Annotated in this window: 16 protein-coding genes and 1 pseudogene; 4 read left to right on the top strand and 13 right to left on the bottom strand. The window is 36.7% G+C overall.

Annotated features, from left to right (window positions below):
• Positions 1-79: 79 nt before the first annotated feature.
• The 3 genes from LG296_RS11900 to LG296_RS11910 all read right to left on the bottom strand — a co-directional run bounded on the left by LG296_RS11900 (position 80) and on the right by LG296_RS11910 (position 3,269).
• On the bottom strand, positions 80-739 hold the full coding sequence (locus tag LG296_RS11900; RefSeq protein WP_248283779.1) for a YqfQ family protein: 660 nt from the start codon (positions 737-739) through the stop codon (positions 80-82).
• 215 nt (positions 740-954) lie between these two features.
• Positions 955-1,656 (bottom strand): response regulator, encoded by a 702-nt coding sequence (locus LG296_RS11905; RefSeq protein ID WP_107935424.1) that lies wholly within the window; start codon positions 1,654-1,656, stop codon positions 955-957.
• A 14-nt stretch (positions 1,657-1,670) separates the two neighbouring features.
• Complete coding sequence (locus LG296_RS11910) at positions 1,671-3,269, bottom strand: sensor histidine kinase (protein WP_107935423.1); 1,599 nt, start codon at positions 3,267-3,269, stop codon at positions 1,671-1,673.
• A 110-nt stretch (positions 3,270-3,379) separates the two neighbouring features.
• Between LG296_RS11910 and LG296_RS11915 the strand changes: the two genes are divergently transcribed.
• Both LG296_RS11915 and LG296_RS11920 read left to right on the top strand, forming a co-directional pair.
• Positions 3,380-4,405 carry a DctP family TRAP transporter solute-binding subunit gene (locus LG296_RS11915; protein ID WP_181418081.1) on the top strand — a complete coding sequence of 342 codons (1,026 nt, stop codon included), beginning with the start codon at positions 3,380-3,382 and terminating at the stop codon, positions 4,403-4,405.
• Positions 4,406-4,693: 288 nt separating this feature from the next.
• Positions 4,694-5,950, top strand: coding sequence for a dicarboxylate/amino acid:cation symporter (locus tag LG296_RS11920; RefSeq protein WP_251399110.1), 1,257 nt, complete (start codon positions 4,694-4,696; stop codon positions 5,948-5,950).
• 602 nt (positions 5,951-6,552) lie between these two features.
• Here LG296_RS11920 and LG296_RS11925 read toward each other — a convergent pair.
• The 10 genes and pseudogenes from LG296_RS11925 to LG296_RS11970 all read right to left on the bottom strand — a co-directional run bounded on the left by LG296_RS11925 (position 6,553) and on the right by LG296_RS11970 (position 15,097).
• Positions 6,553-6,756, bottom strand: a complete 204-nt coding sequence (locus tag LG296_RS11925) for a hypothetical protein (protein WP_404426995.1) — start codon at positions 6,754-6,756, stop codon at positions 6,553-6,555.
• Positions 6,757-6,786: 30 nt separating this feature from the next.
• Entirely contained in the window at positions 6,787-7,908 is a 1,122-nt protein-coding gene (locus tag LG296_RS11930) for a Nif3-like dinuclear metal center hexameric protein (protein WP_404426996.1), read from the bottom strand.
• The gene (locus tag LG296_RS11935; protein ID WP_251399118.1) at positions 7,895-8,602 is read right to left on the bottom strand and encodes a tRNA (adenine(22)-N(1))-methyltransferase TrmK; all 708 of its coding nucleotides are present in this window, start codon (positions 8,600-8,602) and stop codon (positions 7,895-7,897) included. Before LG296_RS11935 ends, LG296_RS11930 begins: the two co-directional genes overlap by 14 nt.
• 149 nt (positions 8,603-8,751) lie before the next feature.
• Complete coding sequence (locus tag LG296_RS11940; RefSeq protein ID WP_404426997.1) at positions 8,752-9,117, bottom strand: c-type cytochrome; 366 nt, start codon at positions 9,115-9,117, stop codon at positions 8,752-8,754.
• 146 nt (positions 9,118-9,263) lie between these two features.
• Positions 9,264-9,576, bottom strand: a pseudogene (locus tag LG296_RS11945) (acyl-CoA dehydrogenase family protein); the annotation flags it as partial.
• 2 nt (positions 9,577-9,578) lie between these two features.
• Positions 9,579-10,139 carry a hypothetical protein gene (locus tag LG296_RS11950; protein WP_107935415.1) on the bottom strand — a complete coding sequence of 187 codons (561 nt, stop codon included), beginning with the start codon at positions 10,137-10,139 and terminating at the stop codon, positions 9,579-9,581.
• Between the two features lie 192 nt (positions 10,140-10,331).
• Positions 10,332-11,459: an RNA polymerase sigma factor RpoD gene (rpoD, locus tag LG296_RS11955; protein ID WP_107935414.1), complete on the bottom strand. Its 1,128-nt coding sequence runs from the start codon at positions 11,457-11,459 to the stop codon at positions 10,332-10,334.
• Positions 11,460-11,491: 32 nt separating this feature from the next.
• Entirely contained in the window at positions 11,492-13,312 is a 1,821-nt protein-coding gene (dnaG, locus tag LG296_RS11960; protein WP_107935413.1) for a DNA primase, read from the bottom strand.
• Positions 13,313-13,631: 319 nt separating this feature from the next.
• Positions 13,632-14,447, bottom strand: coding sequence for a pyruvate, water dikinase regulatory protein (locus LG296_RS11965; protein WP_107935412.1), 816 nt, complete (start codon positions 14,445-14,447; stop codon positions 13,632-13,634).
• Positions 14,448-14,458: 11 nt separating this feature from the next.
• A complete protein-coding gene (locus tag LG296_RS11970; RefSeq protein ID WP_107935465.1) occupies positions 14,459-15,097 on the bottom strand; it encodes a helix-turn-helix transcriptional regulator in 639 nt (212 codons plus the stop codon).
• 399 nt (positions 15,098-15,496) lie between these two features.
• Here LG296_RS11970 and LG296_RS11975 point away from each other — a divergent pair, with 399 nt between their 5' ends.
• Both LG296_RS11975 and LG296_RS11980 read left to right on the top strand, forming a co-directional pair.
• Positions 15,497-16,885 (top strand): glycine--tRNA ligase, encoded by a 1,389-nt coding sequence (locus LG296_RS11975; RefSeq protein ID WP_107935411.1) that lies wholly within the window; start codon positions 15,497-15,499, stop codon positions 16,883-16,885.
• Positions 16,886-17,577: 692 nt separating this feature from the next.
• The gene (locus LG296_RS11980) at positions 17,578-18,051 is read left to right on the top strand and encodes a hypothetical protein (RefSeq protein WP_107935410.1); all 474 of its coding nucleotides are present in this window, start codon (positions 17,578-17,580) and stop codon (positions 18,049-18,051) included.
• Positions 18,052-18,053: the final 2 nt, after the last annotated feature.

Genomic DNA, 18,053 nt, shown 5'->3' on the forward strand with positions numbered 1-18,053 from the left:
CAACTCCTTTTGTGGTACATAGACCTATTATAACGGAGCGACACGCTTAATTCAAAACTTCCTTCTAGCTTTTCAAAATCTATTCATCAAAATAATATGGTGGCTGGAAAATTCTCGGAACTGAAGGACGTGTAGACACTTTTTTCGGCTTTACTTTTTCGGTATAAGTAGGTGATTCAGAAATATTATATTCTTCCAAGCTTTCTCTTCTTCCTGGTCTGGAAGGTCTTGCAAACATTCCTTGCCTTACTGGTGCTTCATGTCTTTCATGTCTTACTGGTCCTTCTGGTCTTTCATGAAAATCAGCTCTCTCGTGTCCATCTGGTCTTCCAAAGTTCTCTGGAATTTCTGAGCTATCCTCTAGACTAAAGGGTTCTCCATGACCATGTTCAGTTGGACCATCTGTTTTTGGTAAGCCCTGGAAGCCCTTATATAATCTCCAAAGTGCAGGTAAATTACGGAACATAGGTGTTGCTTGTTGTATTAATGGCTGAAAACCTTGAGCAGTTGCTAAAAATCTATTGGCAGTATCCATAAACGATTGTAATTTTGGTGAACCTCCTCCTGGGCCAATTCCAGGTCCCATTCCAGGTCCCGGAGCTGGTCCTCTACCAGGTGGCGGCATCATTCCAGGTTGTGGAAACCGAGGTGGTCTACCTCCAAAGTTGCCTCTTGGTCCTTGGAACTGGTTAAAAGGGCGACCTGGTGGCATTTGGTTATGAAAACTTTGAGGGCGCATAAAAATCTCCTTTCTTCATACTTAGACGAAGTTGTTCTAAAGGTATCATATGCAGTTAGGCATTTAAGTGTACTGTTTAATAGAATAGAAATACTTTAGAAAAACACAAATTGATTAAAAGGTGCGAGTTGATGTTTTCTTAAGAAAATTTCATTTAAAAATTTTCCTTTCCATAAAAAAAATAGCCATTTCCTCTATACGGAAATGACTACTAATTACTTTACAAAATAATGATTTATCGGTCTTCCTACACCGCCATAATGCACATCGACATGAATAAAGCTTTGTTTTTCCAAAAAGTCTAAATACCTTCTTGCTGTTACACGAGCAACTCCAATAGCAGCAGCAACTTCATCGGCAGAGACGCCCTCTTTTGAAAGTTTTACAAAATGAAGTACCTTGTCCAAGGTAGTACGGTTAAAGCCCTTTGGCAGCTCTGTCAAGATCGGCGATTCATTTCCAGCTACTTCTTCTAGCTCACGATAGGGATGAATCATCTCATCCAATTCGTTTTGTGTAATATCTTGAAGTCCAAATGTCTTCAACTTAAAGTTAAAATAATTTAATAAAGTTTGCTGGATTCTTTCAAAAGTAAATGGCTTCATGATGTAATCGTAAACACCCAAATGCAGGATTTGCTGAATTGTTTGCATATCATTTGCCGCAGTGACAGTGATCACATCGACAGGTAAATTGGCATTACGAATTTTTCGAAGGGTGATTAGACCATCTTGTTCTGGCATAAAAATATCCATAATCACTAGATGTGGCTTAAGCTCGACAATTTGGTTATAGCCCTGTATCCCATTACTACACATACCAACTACTTTAAATCCATTCACACGTTCGATAAATTGCCTGTTTACTTCCCTTACCATTGGGTCATCTTCTACGAGTAACACATTGATCGTATCCAACGATGATTCCCCCTTTAAATTTCAAAAGTAATTATAAATGTTGTCCCTTTATTAACTTCACTCGTTACTTCCATTGTACCATTACCTTTTTGAACAATTTCATTTACTAAATATAAACCAATTCCACGGCCTTCATTGTCTTTTGTGGAGAACCCACTATCATATATACGAGCTTGAATATCCTCTGACATTCCCATTCCGTTATCGCTTACCAAAATAGCTAGCATACCATCATTATCATCAATGGAAATATTAATTTCTTTTTCTGCTTGGTCCATCCCCACAAATGAATCAAAGGCATTTTCAATTAAATTCCCAAATAAGACTACAAAATCATGATGATCTATTTTTTCAGGGAATTTTGTAAATCTACTTTCCTTATCAATAGTAACAGTTATACCAAGCTCTTTTCCTCGGCTTATTTTACTTAATAATAAGCCTGATATATTTTCATTGTAAATACGTTCATTGAGAAATTTTGTTACATTGTCATGTTCATCTTGAACTTGCGATAAATATTCTAATGCCTGTTTGATGTGCCCTAAATGTATAAGCCCTGAAATGGTATGTAGCTTATTTTTATATTCGTGGGTCTGCACTCTTAAAGCCTGTACAAACGCCTTAACACCTGTTAGCTCTTCAGCCAGCTGTTTAAATGCAGTTAAATCCTTAAAGACAGCAACTGCTCCCACCTTGTTTCCATTCACAAGTATTGGAATTCGATTACTTAAAATACTGCGTTCGTTTACATAAATTTCTTGGTCATATACAGGCTTACCCGTTAGCACAATTTCCGGTAATCTCGTATCAGGTAACACTTCATAGATATTCTTTCCTAAATAATAGAACGGCTCCTTCTCTACACCTAAAATTTCACTTGCCTTCTTATTGAAAATGGTAATATTTAAATCCTTGTCAACAGCAATAATACCCTCATGCATCGAGTTAAAGGTTTCCGTTCTTTCAACATACATTTTCGAGATTTCATGGGGCTCCAGTCCAAACATTTGCAGCTTTATATGTCTCCCCAAGGTATGAGCTCCCCACATACTAAATAGTACAGAGATAGCGATTGTAATTAAAATTTCATTTTGATAGTCCATAAAAATTTGAAATGGTGATGGCAGCAAGAAGCCAACTAGGGCTACCCCAATCTGATTGTTGAACTCATTCATAATCGGTACAAACGCCCGTATAGTAGCTCCTTGTTCACCATTTGCCTTCGATAAATAATAATGCTCTGCAAAAGCAGCATCCATATCCGTTGACTTGCTCACTTGACCGATTTCTTTGATGGAGGGATGAGAGTATTTAACACGATCAGTATTCATGATGACAATATAGTCCGCTTGATTAATAAAACGAATTTCTTCTACCGTTTCGTTGATTGTATCTGAAGCTGTATCGAAATCGGTGCTCTGTAGCAGTGATTTAATCTCAGGTAAATTGGCCACAGTACGTGCTACAAGCATTGCTTCTTGCCCGATATCCTCTTCTCTTTCTTTTAATAGGCTCCCCATTACAAAGGTACCGGCGATTAAAAAAGAAAAGACAATAATGAAAAAGGTTAACATCATTAGTTTTTTATTCATCGATAATTTTCTGAAAAACATTATTGTCTCTCCTTCAAATAAAACTGTTACATTACATTTTTAACGCTTATAATTATCTATAAAAATGTGTAATTGTGGTGAAAAAAATGAAATACTTTCTAACCGGTTCTTTGATTACTATCATTATATTAATCGCACTATTTAGCTATCGTCAAAATATTTTTTCTACTACCAGCCTTCCTCTTGATGACGAGCAGCAGGGGTTAAATGAACAAATAACGATTCATTTTAGCCATGTCGTTGCAGAAAACACACCAAAAGGAATTGCAGCTGAAAAATTTAAAGAGCTCGTAGAAGAAAAAAGCAATGGTAAAGTAGTAGTCCAGCTTTACCCGAACGGCATGCTCTATAATGATGAAAATGAATTAGATGCGCTGAGAGAAAACAAAATACAGATGATTGCTCCGACAATTTCTAAGGTGACAAAGACATTATCAAACTGGCAGGTTCTAGATCTTCCCTTCATTATAGAAGATAATAATCAGTTAAAGAAGGTTTTAAAGGGCGAGACTAGTAAATCCCTCTTACTGGAGCTTGATAGCATTAATGTTAAAGGGTTAACATTTTGGAATAATGGCTTTAAACAAATAGCAGCTACAACACCGATAATTGAAGTCATGGACTTTAAGGATAAACGTGTTCGTATGATGACTAGTGATATACTTCACGAACAATTTGAGCTACTAGGAGCAAAACCAATTGCTACTTCATTTGGCGATGTATATTCCGGCTTACAGCAAAACATTGTAGATGCACAAGAAAATACCATTTCAAATATATATTCGAAACAATTTCATACGATGGAAAGCCATATTACCCTTTCAAATCATGGAATTTTAGCCTATGCAGTCATGATGAATGAAGATTTTTGGAATAGCCTTGATGAGGATATTCAAAAGATCATTACCGATTCCCTTACCCAAATGCAGAGCTGGCAATTTGACCGTGCAGAGCAATTTAATGATGAAAACTTAAATTATTTAAAAGCAATACCAAGTGTCGAGATTTATGAATTAAATGTGCAAAACAAAATCGAATGGAAAGAAAAATTGTCTCCTATCTATTCACATTACGAGAAAAACATTAATGGTCATTATCTAGATGATCTTATAAATGAAATAAAACAGATAGATTAATAATGAACAAAATGAACAATATACCGCTACCTTGCAAAATAGGTAGCTTTTTTTATTTTCCCAAACTTTGTACTATAACAATAAAACGAAAACTGAAGATAGTATTATAACAGTAAAAACGTTGATATATAGCTATTTGTGAGTGATTTCACAAAGTCTTGAACAAAATGAACGATATAACCATTAAAAACTAAACAGTTTTTTTAGAAAACTATACGTTATTATAGTTTCAGATATTGAAAGCGATGTCATTTAAGTTTCTTAATTTATAAGGAGGATGTAAGAGAAATGAAATTCCTTAAGAACCTAACAGTTCAAGTTATTATTGCAATCATTTTAGGTGTTATTGTTGGGGCAATCTGGCCAGAGTTTGGGGCAAGCTTAAAAATTTTAGCGGATTTATTTATCAAATTAATTAAAATGTTAATTACTCCAATTATCTTCTTAACAGTCGCAATCGGTATCGGTGCAATGGGAGATATGAAAAAGGTTGGTAAAATCGGTGGTAAGGCGTTAATTTACTTTGAAATCGTTTCAACGATCGCACTTGCAATCGGTATCGCTGTTGCCCTACTAGTTAATGCTGGTGAAGGTATCAATACAAATTCAGCTTCTGGTGCTGACGTTTCACAATACACTGAAGCTGCTGCAAATCAGGAACACGGAATTGGAGCTTTCATCGCTAGTATTATTCCATCTAACTTTGTTGGTGCTCTTGCTAATGGTGAATTATTACCTACATTATTTGCTGCTGTATTATTCGGTATGGCTGCTGCTTCACTTGGCGAAAGATCAAGACCAGTTATTACTTTCTTTGAACAGGTTTCAGAGATTTTCTTTAAAATTGTTGGTATGGTTATGAAGTTCTCTCCTATTGGTGCATTCGGTGCAATGGCTTATACAATCGGTAACTTTGGTTTAGCATCTCTTGGAAACTTAGGATTATTAATGGCTGCAGTATATATTACGATGGCGCTATTCCTTATTTTAATTTTAGGATCTATCGCGAAATTCTACGGCTTTAATATTTTCAAATTTATCGCTTACATTAAGGACGAAATTTTCTTAGTTATTGGTACATCTTCATCTGAATCTGCCCTACCATCCATGATGCGCAAGCTAGAAAAATTTGGATGTTCAAAACAAGTAGTTGGATTAGTTGTGCCAACTGGCTACTCATTCAACTTAGATGGTACTGCAATCTACTTATCAATGGCTGCATTATTCATCGCACAGGCTTATGGTGTAGATTTGACTTGGATTCAAATTCTTACTTTACTAGGTATATTAATGATTACCTCTAAAGGTGCTGCTGGTGTAACTGGATCTGGATTTATCACTTTAGCTGCTACTTTAGCTGCCTTCCCAATGATTCCAGTTGAAGGAATCGCGTTACTAATCGGGGTTGACCGTTTCATGTCAGAAGCTCGTGCCGTAACGAACTTAATTGGTAACGGTGTTGCAACTGTAGTGGTTTCTAAATCAGAAAAAGAATTTGACGAAGCTATGAATGCAGAGTTAAAACAAGCACAAGCACGTGCTTAAATAATTTGCACTTTTACGCTGTAGTAAGCTCAAGAATTTGAGCTTGCTACAGTTTTTTTGTTATTGGGGATTGTCGGGGCTCTCTTTCCGGTTATGGGGCGTTGTGCTTTTTGGGGTAATGAGATGCTTTCTCTCTTCCCGATTGTGGAGCGTTTGTGCTTTTTGGGGCAATGAGGAGCTCCCTCTCTTTCCGGTTCCACTACTTTTGTTCTTTTCGGGGTAATGAGAAGGTTTCTCTCTTCTCGGTCTTGAAGCTTTTGTTCTTTTCGGAGTAATGAGATGCTTCCTCTCTTCCCCGTTCCACTATTTTCTTACTTTTCGGGGTAATGAGAAGCTCCCTCTCTTCCCGGTTCCACTACTTTTGTTCTTTTCGGAGTAATGAGATGCTTCCTCTCTTCCCGGTTCCACTACTTTTGTTCTTTTCGGAGTAATGAGATGCTTCCTCTCTTCCCCGTTCCACAATTATCATCCTGTTCGGGGCAATGAGATGCTTACTCTCTTCCCGGTTCCACCACTTTGATACCTTTCGGGGTAATGAAGAACCCTCCAGCAAATAAAAAAGCATTCAGAATCAAGTTATTTCTGAATGCCTTTCATCTATCTTATTGTTTACACTCGTATTCAAAGGATGTCGTGACGATAAAGCCACCTCTGTCGACTATAGCTTTACCGCCTTCCTTCTCACACGTAGCAACTAGTTGATCGATTTTGTTTTCTAAAAAATACGAGGTTAACCCTGCAAAAACTATCCCGATTAAAACCATGATGGCACCAATGATTACCCATACGCGGGCACTATTCCCCATAATTTACTGCCTACTTTCTATAATGGTGCCCTATATAAATGTAAATGGTTCAGTATCGATTTCCGATTGAACAAATTCTACAGATAGCTTAGCTTGCGAGCATAAACCATCCATTTTCTCTGCTACACCCTTAATCATTACTTTTTCTACGTGGTGTCCAGGATCTACTATATTTAAACCAATACTTTCAGCGTCCTGAGCGATATGAAACCCGATATCGCCAGTAACGAAGACATCAGCACCTGAACGTTTAGCAGTGTGAATATATTTATTGCCGTCCCCACCTACTACTGCTACTTTTGAAATAAGTGTGCTTGTATCTCCAACAACACGAACTCTAGGAACGTCTAATTGGCTTTTAACGTGCTCTGCAAAGCTTTCTAATGTCATTGGCTCTTTTAGTTTTCCAACACGTCCTAAGCCCATTTCATTCGTTTCTACAGCTAATGTATATAAATCATACGCTGGTTCCTCATATGGGTGAGCATTTAACATCGCCTTAAGTACTTTATTTTTGATGGATTGAGTAAATACAACCTCAATTTTTTCTTCATCTGTCTTTTCCATTTCACCGATATCCCCAATGAATGGGTTCGCACCCTCTAATGCTCTAAAACGCCCTTGTCCATTTGTTGAAAAGCTACAGCTGTCATAATTTCCGATGCTTCCTGCTCCAGCCTTTGCTAGTGCATGACGTACTTTTTCTGCATATTCATCCGGTACAAATAAAGCAAGCTTCATCAGATTTTCATGATATGTTTTTTCAAGTATTTCAATATTTTCAAGCAGTAATGCCTCTGCTAATAAATCATTTACCCCACCATCAGCCACATCTAAATTGGTGTGCGCGGCATAGACAGCAATGTCATTCTTGATTAACTTTTCATAGAGCTTGCCAGCTGGTGTATCTGTTCTTAAATTTGATAGCTTTCGAAAAATCGGTGGATGGTGTGCAATAATTAATTGGCACCCCTTTGCAATCGCCTCATCTGCAACTTTATCATTGACATCAAGTGTCACTAATACCTTTGTAACCTCTTTGTTTAAAGTACCAATCGCTAACCCAATCGGATCATTATCCATACAAGCCAGTTTTTTTGGTGACCAGCTCTCAAATAGTTGGATGATTTCATGACCATTAGCGTTCTTCATGGTTTAATGCCTCCTCAACAAGCTGAATTTTATGTGTCACGTCTTCACGTTTCTTCACTATATCACTTGTGTCTTCAGCACGTTCAATCGATTCTAAAATCCGTTTCCAGTTATCGATTTCTTTTGACCATTTTTCGATGAAGACATCCGTTTTACTAGCCATTAAATGTTTACCTAATAGTATTTCTTGCTCTGTAAGCTCCATTTCCCCGCGCTGTAAAACTAAAACCTCGTATATTTTTTCATCCTCTTTTAAAATTACTTCCTCTAAAATAGCCCATTGATTTCGAATCGCCCATTGTCTAATCACTTTCGCATGGATATTGGGCTGTAAAATAAGTCGTGTTACTGTTTTTAAGGCATGTGGATTCTTTTCTAAAATTGAGACGATTAAAGGACCACCCATACCTGCAATGGTAATTGTATCTACGTTATCACTTTCCTCGATTGCCTTTAATCCATCGGCAAGGCGAACAGTAATATTATCTTCTAATCCTTCTAATTTAACCTGTTTTAAAGCAGAGTCAAACGGACCCTTCACTACCTCTCCTGCAATCGCTCTAGTCACGACACCGTTATATACCAAATAGCAAGGTAGATATGCATGGTCACTTCCTATATCTGCTACAACCGCTCCAGTTGGCACAAAGGATGCTACAGTTTCTAATCGTTTGGATAATTTTTGTGCGTTCATGTAAGTAAACCGCCTTTTTCTAATTTCTATGTATTATTATATATAAATTTGAAGGGCTTGTCCTTCTAGGTCATTAATGAATCGTTGCTTGCTAAAATAAAAGGGCTACCTTATAAGAATCCTTATAAGGTAGCCTCTCGTTTTCATTATTATTCTAATGAAGAAATGTACTCAGCAATTGCTTCTGCTTCTGATCCAGTTTTTAAACCAGGTGTCATTGGAGAACCTTCGATACCGTTAGCTAACACGTCTACGATATGTTCAGCATCTAAACCAGCAATTTTAGGACCCATACCACCAGTTAAGTCACCACCGTGACAACCGATACAAGAGCTTACTAATTCTTCACCACCAGCACCTTCAGAAGCTGTTGCACCTTCTTCAGCTGCTTCTTCTTCGCCATGACCTGCAGCGATTTCTTCTTTATTTCCTGCACCTTCTAATGACATAAAGAAAATAAGTCCAATACCGAATGCCATAATTAGAATATAAGGAATAATAGGATTGTTTTTCATTAGGATAACCTCCCTTTAGTTTAATTTTTCTACATCTATTAATATAGAATCTAGTCAACACTAATTATTGTACTGCATTATTTGAAAAACGAAAAGACCTAAACGTCAACTTTTGATAGGGTAGACACAAATTCGACAATAATAACTTACTGCTGAAAGATGTGTCTGGCTATGTTTAGCTTCTGTATTGCTGACGTCCCCTCTTTTGATTTCTAATAATTTTGCATCTATTAGATATCTTTCCACTTCATACTCTTTCATATACCCATAACCGCCATGAATTTGTTTTGCTTCTTCACAAACTTCAACTGCTATTTCTAATGCTCAATCTTTAGCTATCGACGCCTCTTTGCTGAAGGGTTTGCTGTGGTCCTTTAACCAAGCTGCTTTGTATACCATATTTCGGGCTAACTTAATTTTCACAGCCATGTCAGCAAGCTTAAATTGAATTGCAAAAAATGTTAAAAATTCATGATTTGATAGCCTATTAAAACTATAATCCCGAGAGCACCAGATACAGTAAAGTACATTAATTTAAATTTAAAGCCGGTAAACAGCCACATAAAGCAATTTATAATAAGTAAACCGTATAATACGAATTGGTTTGTCGGAAAGTATTCCACACTAATTTTAACGGATAAACCAAAAAGCATTAAAGCAGAGCCTATATGTAAAATAGGTACCAATATTTCATTTTTCTTGGCGAATCGATATGCTAATACCATAAATAGTATTGCTACAATTCCAACTGCAAGCCCAATAAGCCAAACTAATTCAGATACCATAAATAAGGCCACTAATAAGCATATGGAAATTATGGAAATGATTGAAAACAAAAGAATTTTCTTTCGTTTTTCTCGAGCTATGACAGAATTTTTATGACCAACCTCTTCTTCTAGCTCGATTTCATTGCCTTCTGAGTATAGGGTCATGAGGAAGTCACAATAGTGATCAGGTAATAATTTATTTTGTTTCCAAAACAAAATTTCATTCATAATAATGGTTTTTTTTGAATTTGCCATAGATGATATCTCCAAGCTTACTGATTATTGTATGTAATTATTCTATCTTATTTTTTCGTTAGATGACATGGAAAAAAGAAAATGATATGTACCAAATAAAAAAGCACCCCTTATTAGGATGCCTTTTTACGAAGAAGGAAAGTTAACAATCACTATTAACAAAACCAACTTAAATATTTGAAATGCTATTTACTATTCTAAGAAGTCTTTTAAACGTTTACTTCTAGATGGGTGGCGCAGCTTTCTCAAGGCTTTTGCCTCGATTTGACGAATACGCTCACGCGTTACTCCGAAGACCTTACCTACTTCCTCTAAAGTACGAGTACGGCCGTCATCCAATCCAAAGCGCAAACGTAGAACATTTTCTTCACGATCTGTTAATGTATCAAGTACATCCTCTAGCTGTTCTTTTAATAACTCATATGCAGCATGATCAGAAGGTGATTGTGCTTCATGGTCTTCGATGAAATCACCTAAATGTGAATCATCCTCTTCACCAATCGGCGTCTCTAAAGAAACTGGCTCTTGAGCAATCTTTAAAATTTCACGAACTTTTTCTGGAGTTAAATCCATTTCTTCTCCGATTTCTTCTGGAGATGGTTCGCGTCCTAGGTCTTGCAATAATTGTCTCTGTACACGAATTAGTTTATTAATTGTTTCAACCATATGAACAGGAATACGTATTGTACGCGCCTGGTCGGCAATAGCACGTGTAATTGCCTGACGAATCCACCAAGTTGCGTATGTTGAAAACTTAAATCCTTTACGATAATCAAATTTTTCAACTGCTTTTATAAGCCCCATATTTCCTTCTTGAATTAAATCAAGGAACAACATTCCGCGGCCCACATAACGTTTTGCAATCGATACTACTAAACGTAAGTTGGCTTCAGCTAAACGTTTACGAGCCTCTTCATCACCTTGTTCGATTCTTTCTGCAAGTTTAATTTCCTCTGCTGCAGAAAGCAGATCTACACGGCCAATTTCTTTTAGATACATTCGAACAGGGTCATTAATTTTTACGCCAGGAGGAACACTCAAGTCATTTAAATCAAACGCTTCTTCGCTCTCTTCTTGTTTTGCTAAAACTTCTTCTTCAAACTCTTCTTTTCCATCTACCTCAATGCCAAAGCTTTTTTCAATGTCCTCTGCAAAATGGAAGATTTCTTCATTTTCTAATTCAAATGGAGTGAGTTTGCTTGAAATTTCCTGCATTGAAATTTCATTAGATTTTTTTGCTTTCTCTTGTAAAAGTGCTTTAACTTCGTCAATCGTCTGTCCATTGACAACTTCTTTTGATTGTTCTGACTTGTCCGCCATAAACCTTCCTCCTTCTAACAACGCAAATCGGGCTAAATTGTTGATAGTGATTTCCTCAATTGAATGATGTTCATTGCGATTTCCAAAGCACGTTTGTGTTCATGCATTTTCTCCGCTTCTTGTGACTCATGAAGTAATTTTTTTATCTCTAATTCAATCCGATGTTTTTTTAACTGCCTTAAACAATCTGTAATCTCAGCTTCAGCCTGTTCAGGATCATGCTCTAGAAGGGCTGCCTCCATTACAATTTTCCTTAGCTCTGAATCCTCGAGTATTTCTAAAAACCTTTGATAATCCGCGGAACCATGCTCCTCATAAAACCCTATTAATCGTACGAAAACCGCACTATATTCATCTCTTACGAAGGGCTCAGGTTCCTCGCCTTTTAATATCCTATCTACAACATCAACATTGGTTAGCATATGCGATAAAAGTAACCGCTCTGCTCGTTCGGTTGCAGATAAAGGTTTTTTTGACTGTAATTCAACTTTTTTCGTTTGCTTTATGTTGTCTGCTCGGTTAAAATTCTTAGCATTATCAGCTTCTAATTTTCGATATTGAGCATAAATTGCTTCCTCAGAAATATTTGTTTCACTTGCAATCTGTTTTATATAAAGGTCTCTTTCGATAGGTGAAGATCGACCAACAAGTTGCTCAAGTACTTCCTGGGTATATTGCAACACGTCATTCTCAAATTGAAAGTTTTTGTTTTTCCTCGCATGCATCATCATAAAAGCAATGTATGCATGTGGCTTTTCTAAAATTTGCTGCACAAAGGAATCCGAACCATATTTTTTTATATACTCATCTGGATCTAATTTTTCTGGTAATACAGCAATTTCAACTTTCAAATTTTCGGCATACAACATTTCAGAGGCACGTTTAGCAGCTTCCCACCCAGCATTATCACCGTCATAACATAAAATAATTTGATCACTTAAGCGCTTTAGCTTTGTGATGTGCTGTGGGGTTAAGGAAGTTCCCATTGTCGCAACTGCGTTGAATACACCAGCTTGATTTGCTGCAAGTACATCCATAAATCCTTCCATCAAAATTACTTGACGTTTTTTTCGGATAACGGTTCTTGCCTTGTCCAAATTAAAAAGTATTTGGCTTTTGTGAAAAATAGGTGATTCTGGACTGTTTAAATACTTCGCTTCATCTACCGAATCAATAATACGTCCTGAAAATGCAATTACCTTTCCATTTTCGTCCCGTATTGGAAACATGACTCTTCCTCGAAAACGATCAAAATAAGTATGGTCATTTTCGCGCTTTATGATGAGTCCGCATTCAGCCATTTCCTCTAAATCAAACCCTTTTCTTTTTAGCAAAACTGACAAAGTATCCCACCCTGGTAAAGACCATCCTATACCATTCGTTTCGATATGTTCCTTTGTAAATCCTCTTTTTAGCAAGTAATTTAATGCCTCTTCCCCTTCTTCTGTATTCATCAATACATGATGGAAATAATCGGCAGTAAATTCGTGCGCCTCAAGCATTTTTTCTTCTTTTTTGGAATAAGCTTGGTTTTCCTTGGATATACTGTTGCTTTGGAAATCTAAATTGATTCCAACGCGGTTTCCAAGTTTAACTACAGCATCAGGAAATGTAATGTTTTCTATATCCATTACAAAGGTAATTGCATTACCACCTGCTTTACACCCAAAACAATGAAAAATTTGCTTATCCTGAGACACTGAAAACGAAGGAGTATTTTCACCGTGAAATGGACATAATCCAAACCAGTTACGTCCTCTTTTTGTTAGCTGCATATAATCGCTAATTACATCGACTATATCGGATTGAGAACGAATTTGTTCTATCATCTCTTCAGGTATTTTCCCGGTCATATAAATCACCAACTTCAGTTGCTAAATAACACAATTCGAGATAAATTTAAAAAATCCTCTATTTTCCGACAAAAAAATTGTTTTTTTGCTCAAAGATTTCTCTTGTTAATATTTTTACCACAATTTTCTCATTATAAAACAAATAGACGAAAATTTCCACTTTTTTATTAAAAAAAAATGCTTTATTATCCATTTTAGGAGACTTCCCTTTAAGAATACGGTGTTTTTTCACAAAAAATTTACTAACCTCTAATATGTATTCACAAAGACCACGAAAAAAAACCTCCTCTACATAATTTTTAGCAGAGGTGGCTCTTTATTAGTTCTTGTTTTGTTCAATTTTTTCCATAATAACATTTGCTGTTTCTTCAACAGCTTTATTTGTTACATCAACTACTGAACATCCTATTCTTTCGACCACTTTATTAAAATGTTCGATCTCCTGTTCAATTCGAGAAGGCTTGGCATAAATCGCATCATCATTTAAGCCTAATGCTATAAGTCTTTCCTTTCGAATAACATTTAGTTTATCTGTAGAGATTACTAAACCAAAGCATTTTTTGGGATCAACCAAGAATAATTCCTCAGGTGGATTAATTTCTGGCACTAGAGGAACATTTGCCACTTTATAACGTTTATGGGCTAAGTATTGTGAAAGAGGTGTTTTTGATGTTCGGGATACACCTACTAATACTACATCAGCTAATAGTAATCCTCGAGGATCTCGTCCATCATCATACTTCACTGCAAATTCTACAGCCTCAATTTTTTTAAAATAATCCGCATCAAGCTTATGAACTAACCCTGGTTCTTCCCTCGGCTGTTCACCAATCTTTTCTTCAAAAAGATTAATAATCGGACCTAACAAATCAATCCATTGGACCCCAACTTGTTTACAGCTATCCATCATAAAATTTCTCATTTTTTCTTCAACTAACGTAAAAACAATAATTGCATCTTGTTCTTTAGCAATTTCAACAATTTTTTCAATATGATCGTTATTTTCAATATTAGGAAACTTTCGAATTACAGTATTATCAAAGTTTGGACGAAATTGAGAAACTGCTGCTTTAACAACCTGTTCACCTGTTTCCCCTACTGAATCAGATACAACGAATACTTTTAAATTTTTCAAAATAGCACTCCTTATAAATCATGGGTCTCAGCTAATGAAATAAACGCTTTCGTTACGCTTGTTTTTGTTAAACGCCCAACTATCTCTAAACCATTCTCTGTCTCATTTACAACTGGGAGAGAATCAACTTGACGGTCAATTAATTTCTTTGCAGCCCCGATTAGTGAATCTGATTTTTTACAATATACTATGTTAGGCATTCTTGACATTATAATATGCACTGGTATTTTTGTCAGTTCTTGTGTACCAATACTTGTTCTTAACAAATCTTTTCTAGATAAAACTCCCTGGAGATGCGACTTTTCATCAACAACAAATAAAGTTCCAACATCCTCTAAGAACAATTGGACAATGGCATCATATACCGTCATATTTTCTGCTACTACTACAGGCAGTGATTGGAAATCCCCTACCTTCAAGTTCATCATAGATTCACTTGCCGTAGTCATTGTTTTTTTCCCTGAATAGAAGTATCCAACACGTGGCCTAGCATCTAAAAATCCAGCCATCGTTAAGATTGCTAAATCTGGACGTAGAGTAGCCCGAGTCAAATTTAAACGCTCTGCAATTTGTTCACCTGTGATTGGGCCATTTTCTTTTACGATTTGCAGAATCGTGTCTTGACGTTTATTGAGTTCGATTGGACTCACCCGCTTCAAATAGTGTTATACTTTTCTTTAAATATTATATACTAATTTCAGAACATTTGCGAAGAAATGAATGAAAAGCTACAATATTGACACAGTTCGAGTGAATAGCATAAAATATCGATAGAAGTTCATATAGGCAATGAGAGGAAAAATAAGTATCTTTTCAAAAAAGCGAGTAGGAAATGGTGAAAGCCTACACGAAAAGAGAAACGGCACCCTTGAGCCAATTTTCTAAAAGAGGATTGTTAGTTAACAGTTAGCGACGCAAAATGATGCGCTTTACTTTAGCCGACAATCAAGCGGGGTGGAACCGCGGGTGTATACATACGCACTCGTCCCCGGGCACAAAGCCCGGAGACGGGTGCTTTTATATTTTTATTTACATTAGGAGGAATTTATATGGCAGAAAAATCTATGGAAACAATCGTAAGCTTAGCAAAACACCGCGGATTTGTCTTCCCTGGCTCTGAAATCTACGGAGGACTTGCAAACACTTGGGATTATGGTCCCCTTGGTGTGGAACTAAAAAACAACGTAAAAAAAGCATGGTGGTTAAAATTCGTTCAAGAATCTGAACACAATGTTGGTCTTGACGCAGCAATCCTTATGAATCCTCGTGCATGGGTAGCTTCTGGACACGTTGGAAACTTCAACGATCCTATGATTGACTGTAAATCATGTAAAGCACGCCACCGTGCAGATAAACTAATTGAAGATGCTTCATTAGAAAAAACAGGTAAAGAAATTATCGTCGATGGTATGAGCTTCGATCAAATGAAAGCTAAAATGGAGGAACTATCTGTAACTTGTCCAGAATGTGGTAAAAACGACTTTACAGATATCCGTCAATTCAACCTTATGTTTAAAACATTCCAAGGTGTAACAGAAAGCTCAACAAATGAAATTTTCCTTCGTCCAGAAACAGCACAGGGTATTTTCGTTAACTTTAAAAATGTACAACGTTCAATGCGTAAACGTACTCCATTTGGTATAGCACAAATCGGGAAATCATTCCGTAACGAAATTACACCAGGTAACTTTACATTTCGTACTCGTGAATTCGAGCAAATGGAATTAGAATTCTTCTGTAAGCCAGGTGAAGATTTAGAATGGCATCAATATTGGAAAGAATTCTGTAAAAATTGGTTATTAAACTTAGGCATGAAAGAAGATAGCATGCGTCTACGCGACCACGAAGATGATGAGTTATCACACTATTCTAATGCAACTTCTGATATCGAATTCCGCTTCCCATTCGGCTGGGGTGAGCTATGGGGTATTGCAGACCGTACAGATTTTGATTTAAAACAGCATATGGAACACTCTGGTGAAGACTTCACATACATCGATCCACTTACTAACGAACGTTATGTACCATATTGTATCGAACCATCACTAGGAGCTGACCGAGTAACATTAGCATTCTTATGTGATGCTTATGATGAAGAAGAGCTTGAAGGTGGCGACTCTCGTACAGTATTACGCTTCCACCCTGCTCTAGCACCATTTAAAGCAGCAGTATTACCATTATCTAAAAAATTGGCAGACGATGCAGGCGAAGTATGGGCTGAATTACGCAAATCCTTCCCTGTTGATTATGATGAGTCGCAATCAATCGGTAAACGCTACCGCCGCCAAGACGAAATCGGTACACCATTCTGCATCACATACGATTTCGATTCAAAAGAAGACGGCCAAGTAACAGTACGCCACCGCGACAGCATGGAGCAAACTCGCATGCCTATCGCAGAAGTTAAAGCTTATATTGAAAAACATCTACAGTTCTAAGAAAGTATACTTTTCAAAAGATATGCGAGTTCTGCACCGAAAGCTTGCGACAGGTGCAAGTCCGTATGCCTATCGCAGACGTAAAATCTTATATCGAAAAACACATTCAATTCTAAATTAAATTAATCAAGAAAATATACGGACTCTGTGCCGAAAGCTTGCGACAGGTGCAAGTCCGTATGCCTATCACTGACGTAAAAGCTTATATCGAAAAGCACTTACAATTCTAAATTAAATTAATCAAGAAAATATACGGGCTCTGTGCCGAAAGCTTGCGTCAGGTGCAAGTCTTTAGACTGGCGTAATAGCAATATATCGAAAAGCAACTTCAAAGCAAAAAATACAAAGGGATACTCCAAAAGCAGTTTTACTGATTTTTGGAGTATCCCCTTTTTATGTTTGTTTTAAGAATCTAGCCACTTTCTTCAATAATCTAGCCACTTCAAAAAAACTAAAAAAAACATTATTAATTTTCAATCAAAAAAGCTAATTTTCTGCATGCACCTACGCAAAATCTTTCTTAGCTATTTAACTATAGTTCGAAATATAAAAAAACCCACACAAATAAAAGTGCGAGCGTATTTAAGAGATGTATAAGTATATTTTTGTCTTTTTTGTTCATTTCGGTCATTCCACAGATGATTTATTAGAAAATTTAGATTATAATTAAAGGAAAAATCGAGGTGGGATTGATGTTCTTTCAGGTTTTATTTAAACAACCCAAGAAGGAAAAGCTAGAAATTTGCCCTGCAGAAAAGCTGTTAATCCTCGTACGTGAATTATTGAATAAAGAATTGCCCGCACACTACTCACAACACCATATTTTATATACAGCAAACACTAAACTCGAATCCCTTAATAGCGCCCTAGAATGGCATAGAACTCAGGGAAACCTACAGTTAAAGCTGGGCCAATTTCACTCACAAACTCACGACCAGTTGCGTAAACAAGCAAGCGACCTGCAAGCTCTTGTAGATGGCTATATGGAGTTAAATATCGATATGACTCAAATGAACCACCGACTTCACTTTCATTATGAAGAAATCCATTATATCCACGAAAACTATGTATTATTTAAGGAAGGACGATTTTCCAATCAATCCTCCCAATTATTTTGGCAGGCCGTTAAAGAAGACGTGTTGAGTATTATCCGAAAAATTTTATAGCC

Origin of the sequence: Ureibacillus chungkukjangi, from assembly GCF_044795995.1 — a bacterium.
Lineage (GTDB): Bacteria > Bacillota > Bacilli > Bacillales_A > Planococcaceae > Ureibacillus > Ureibacillus chungkukjangi.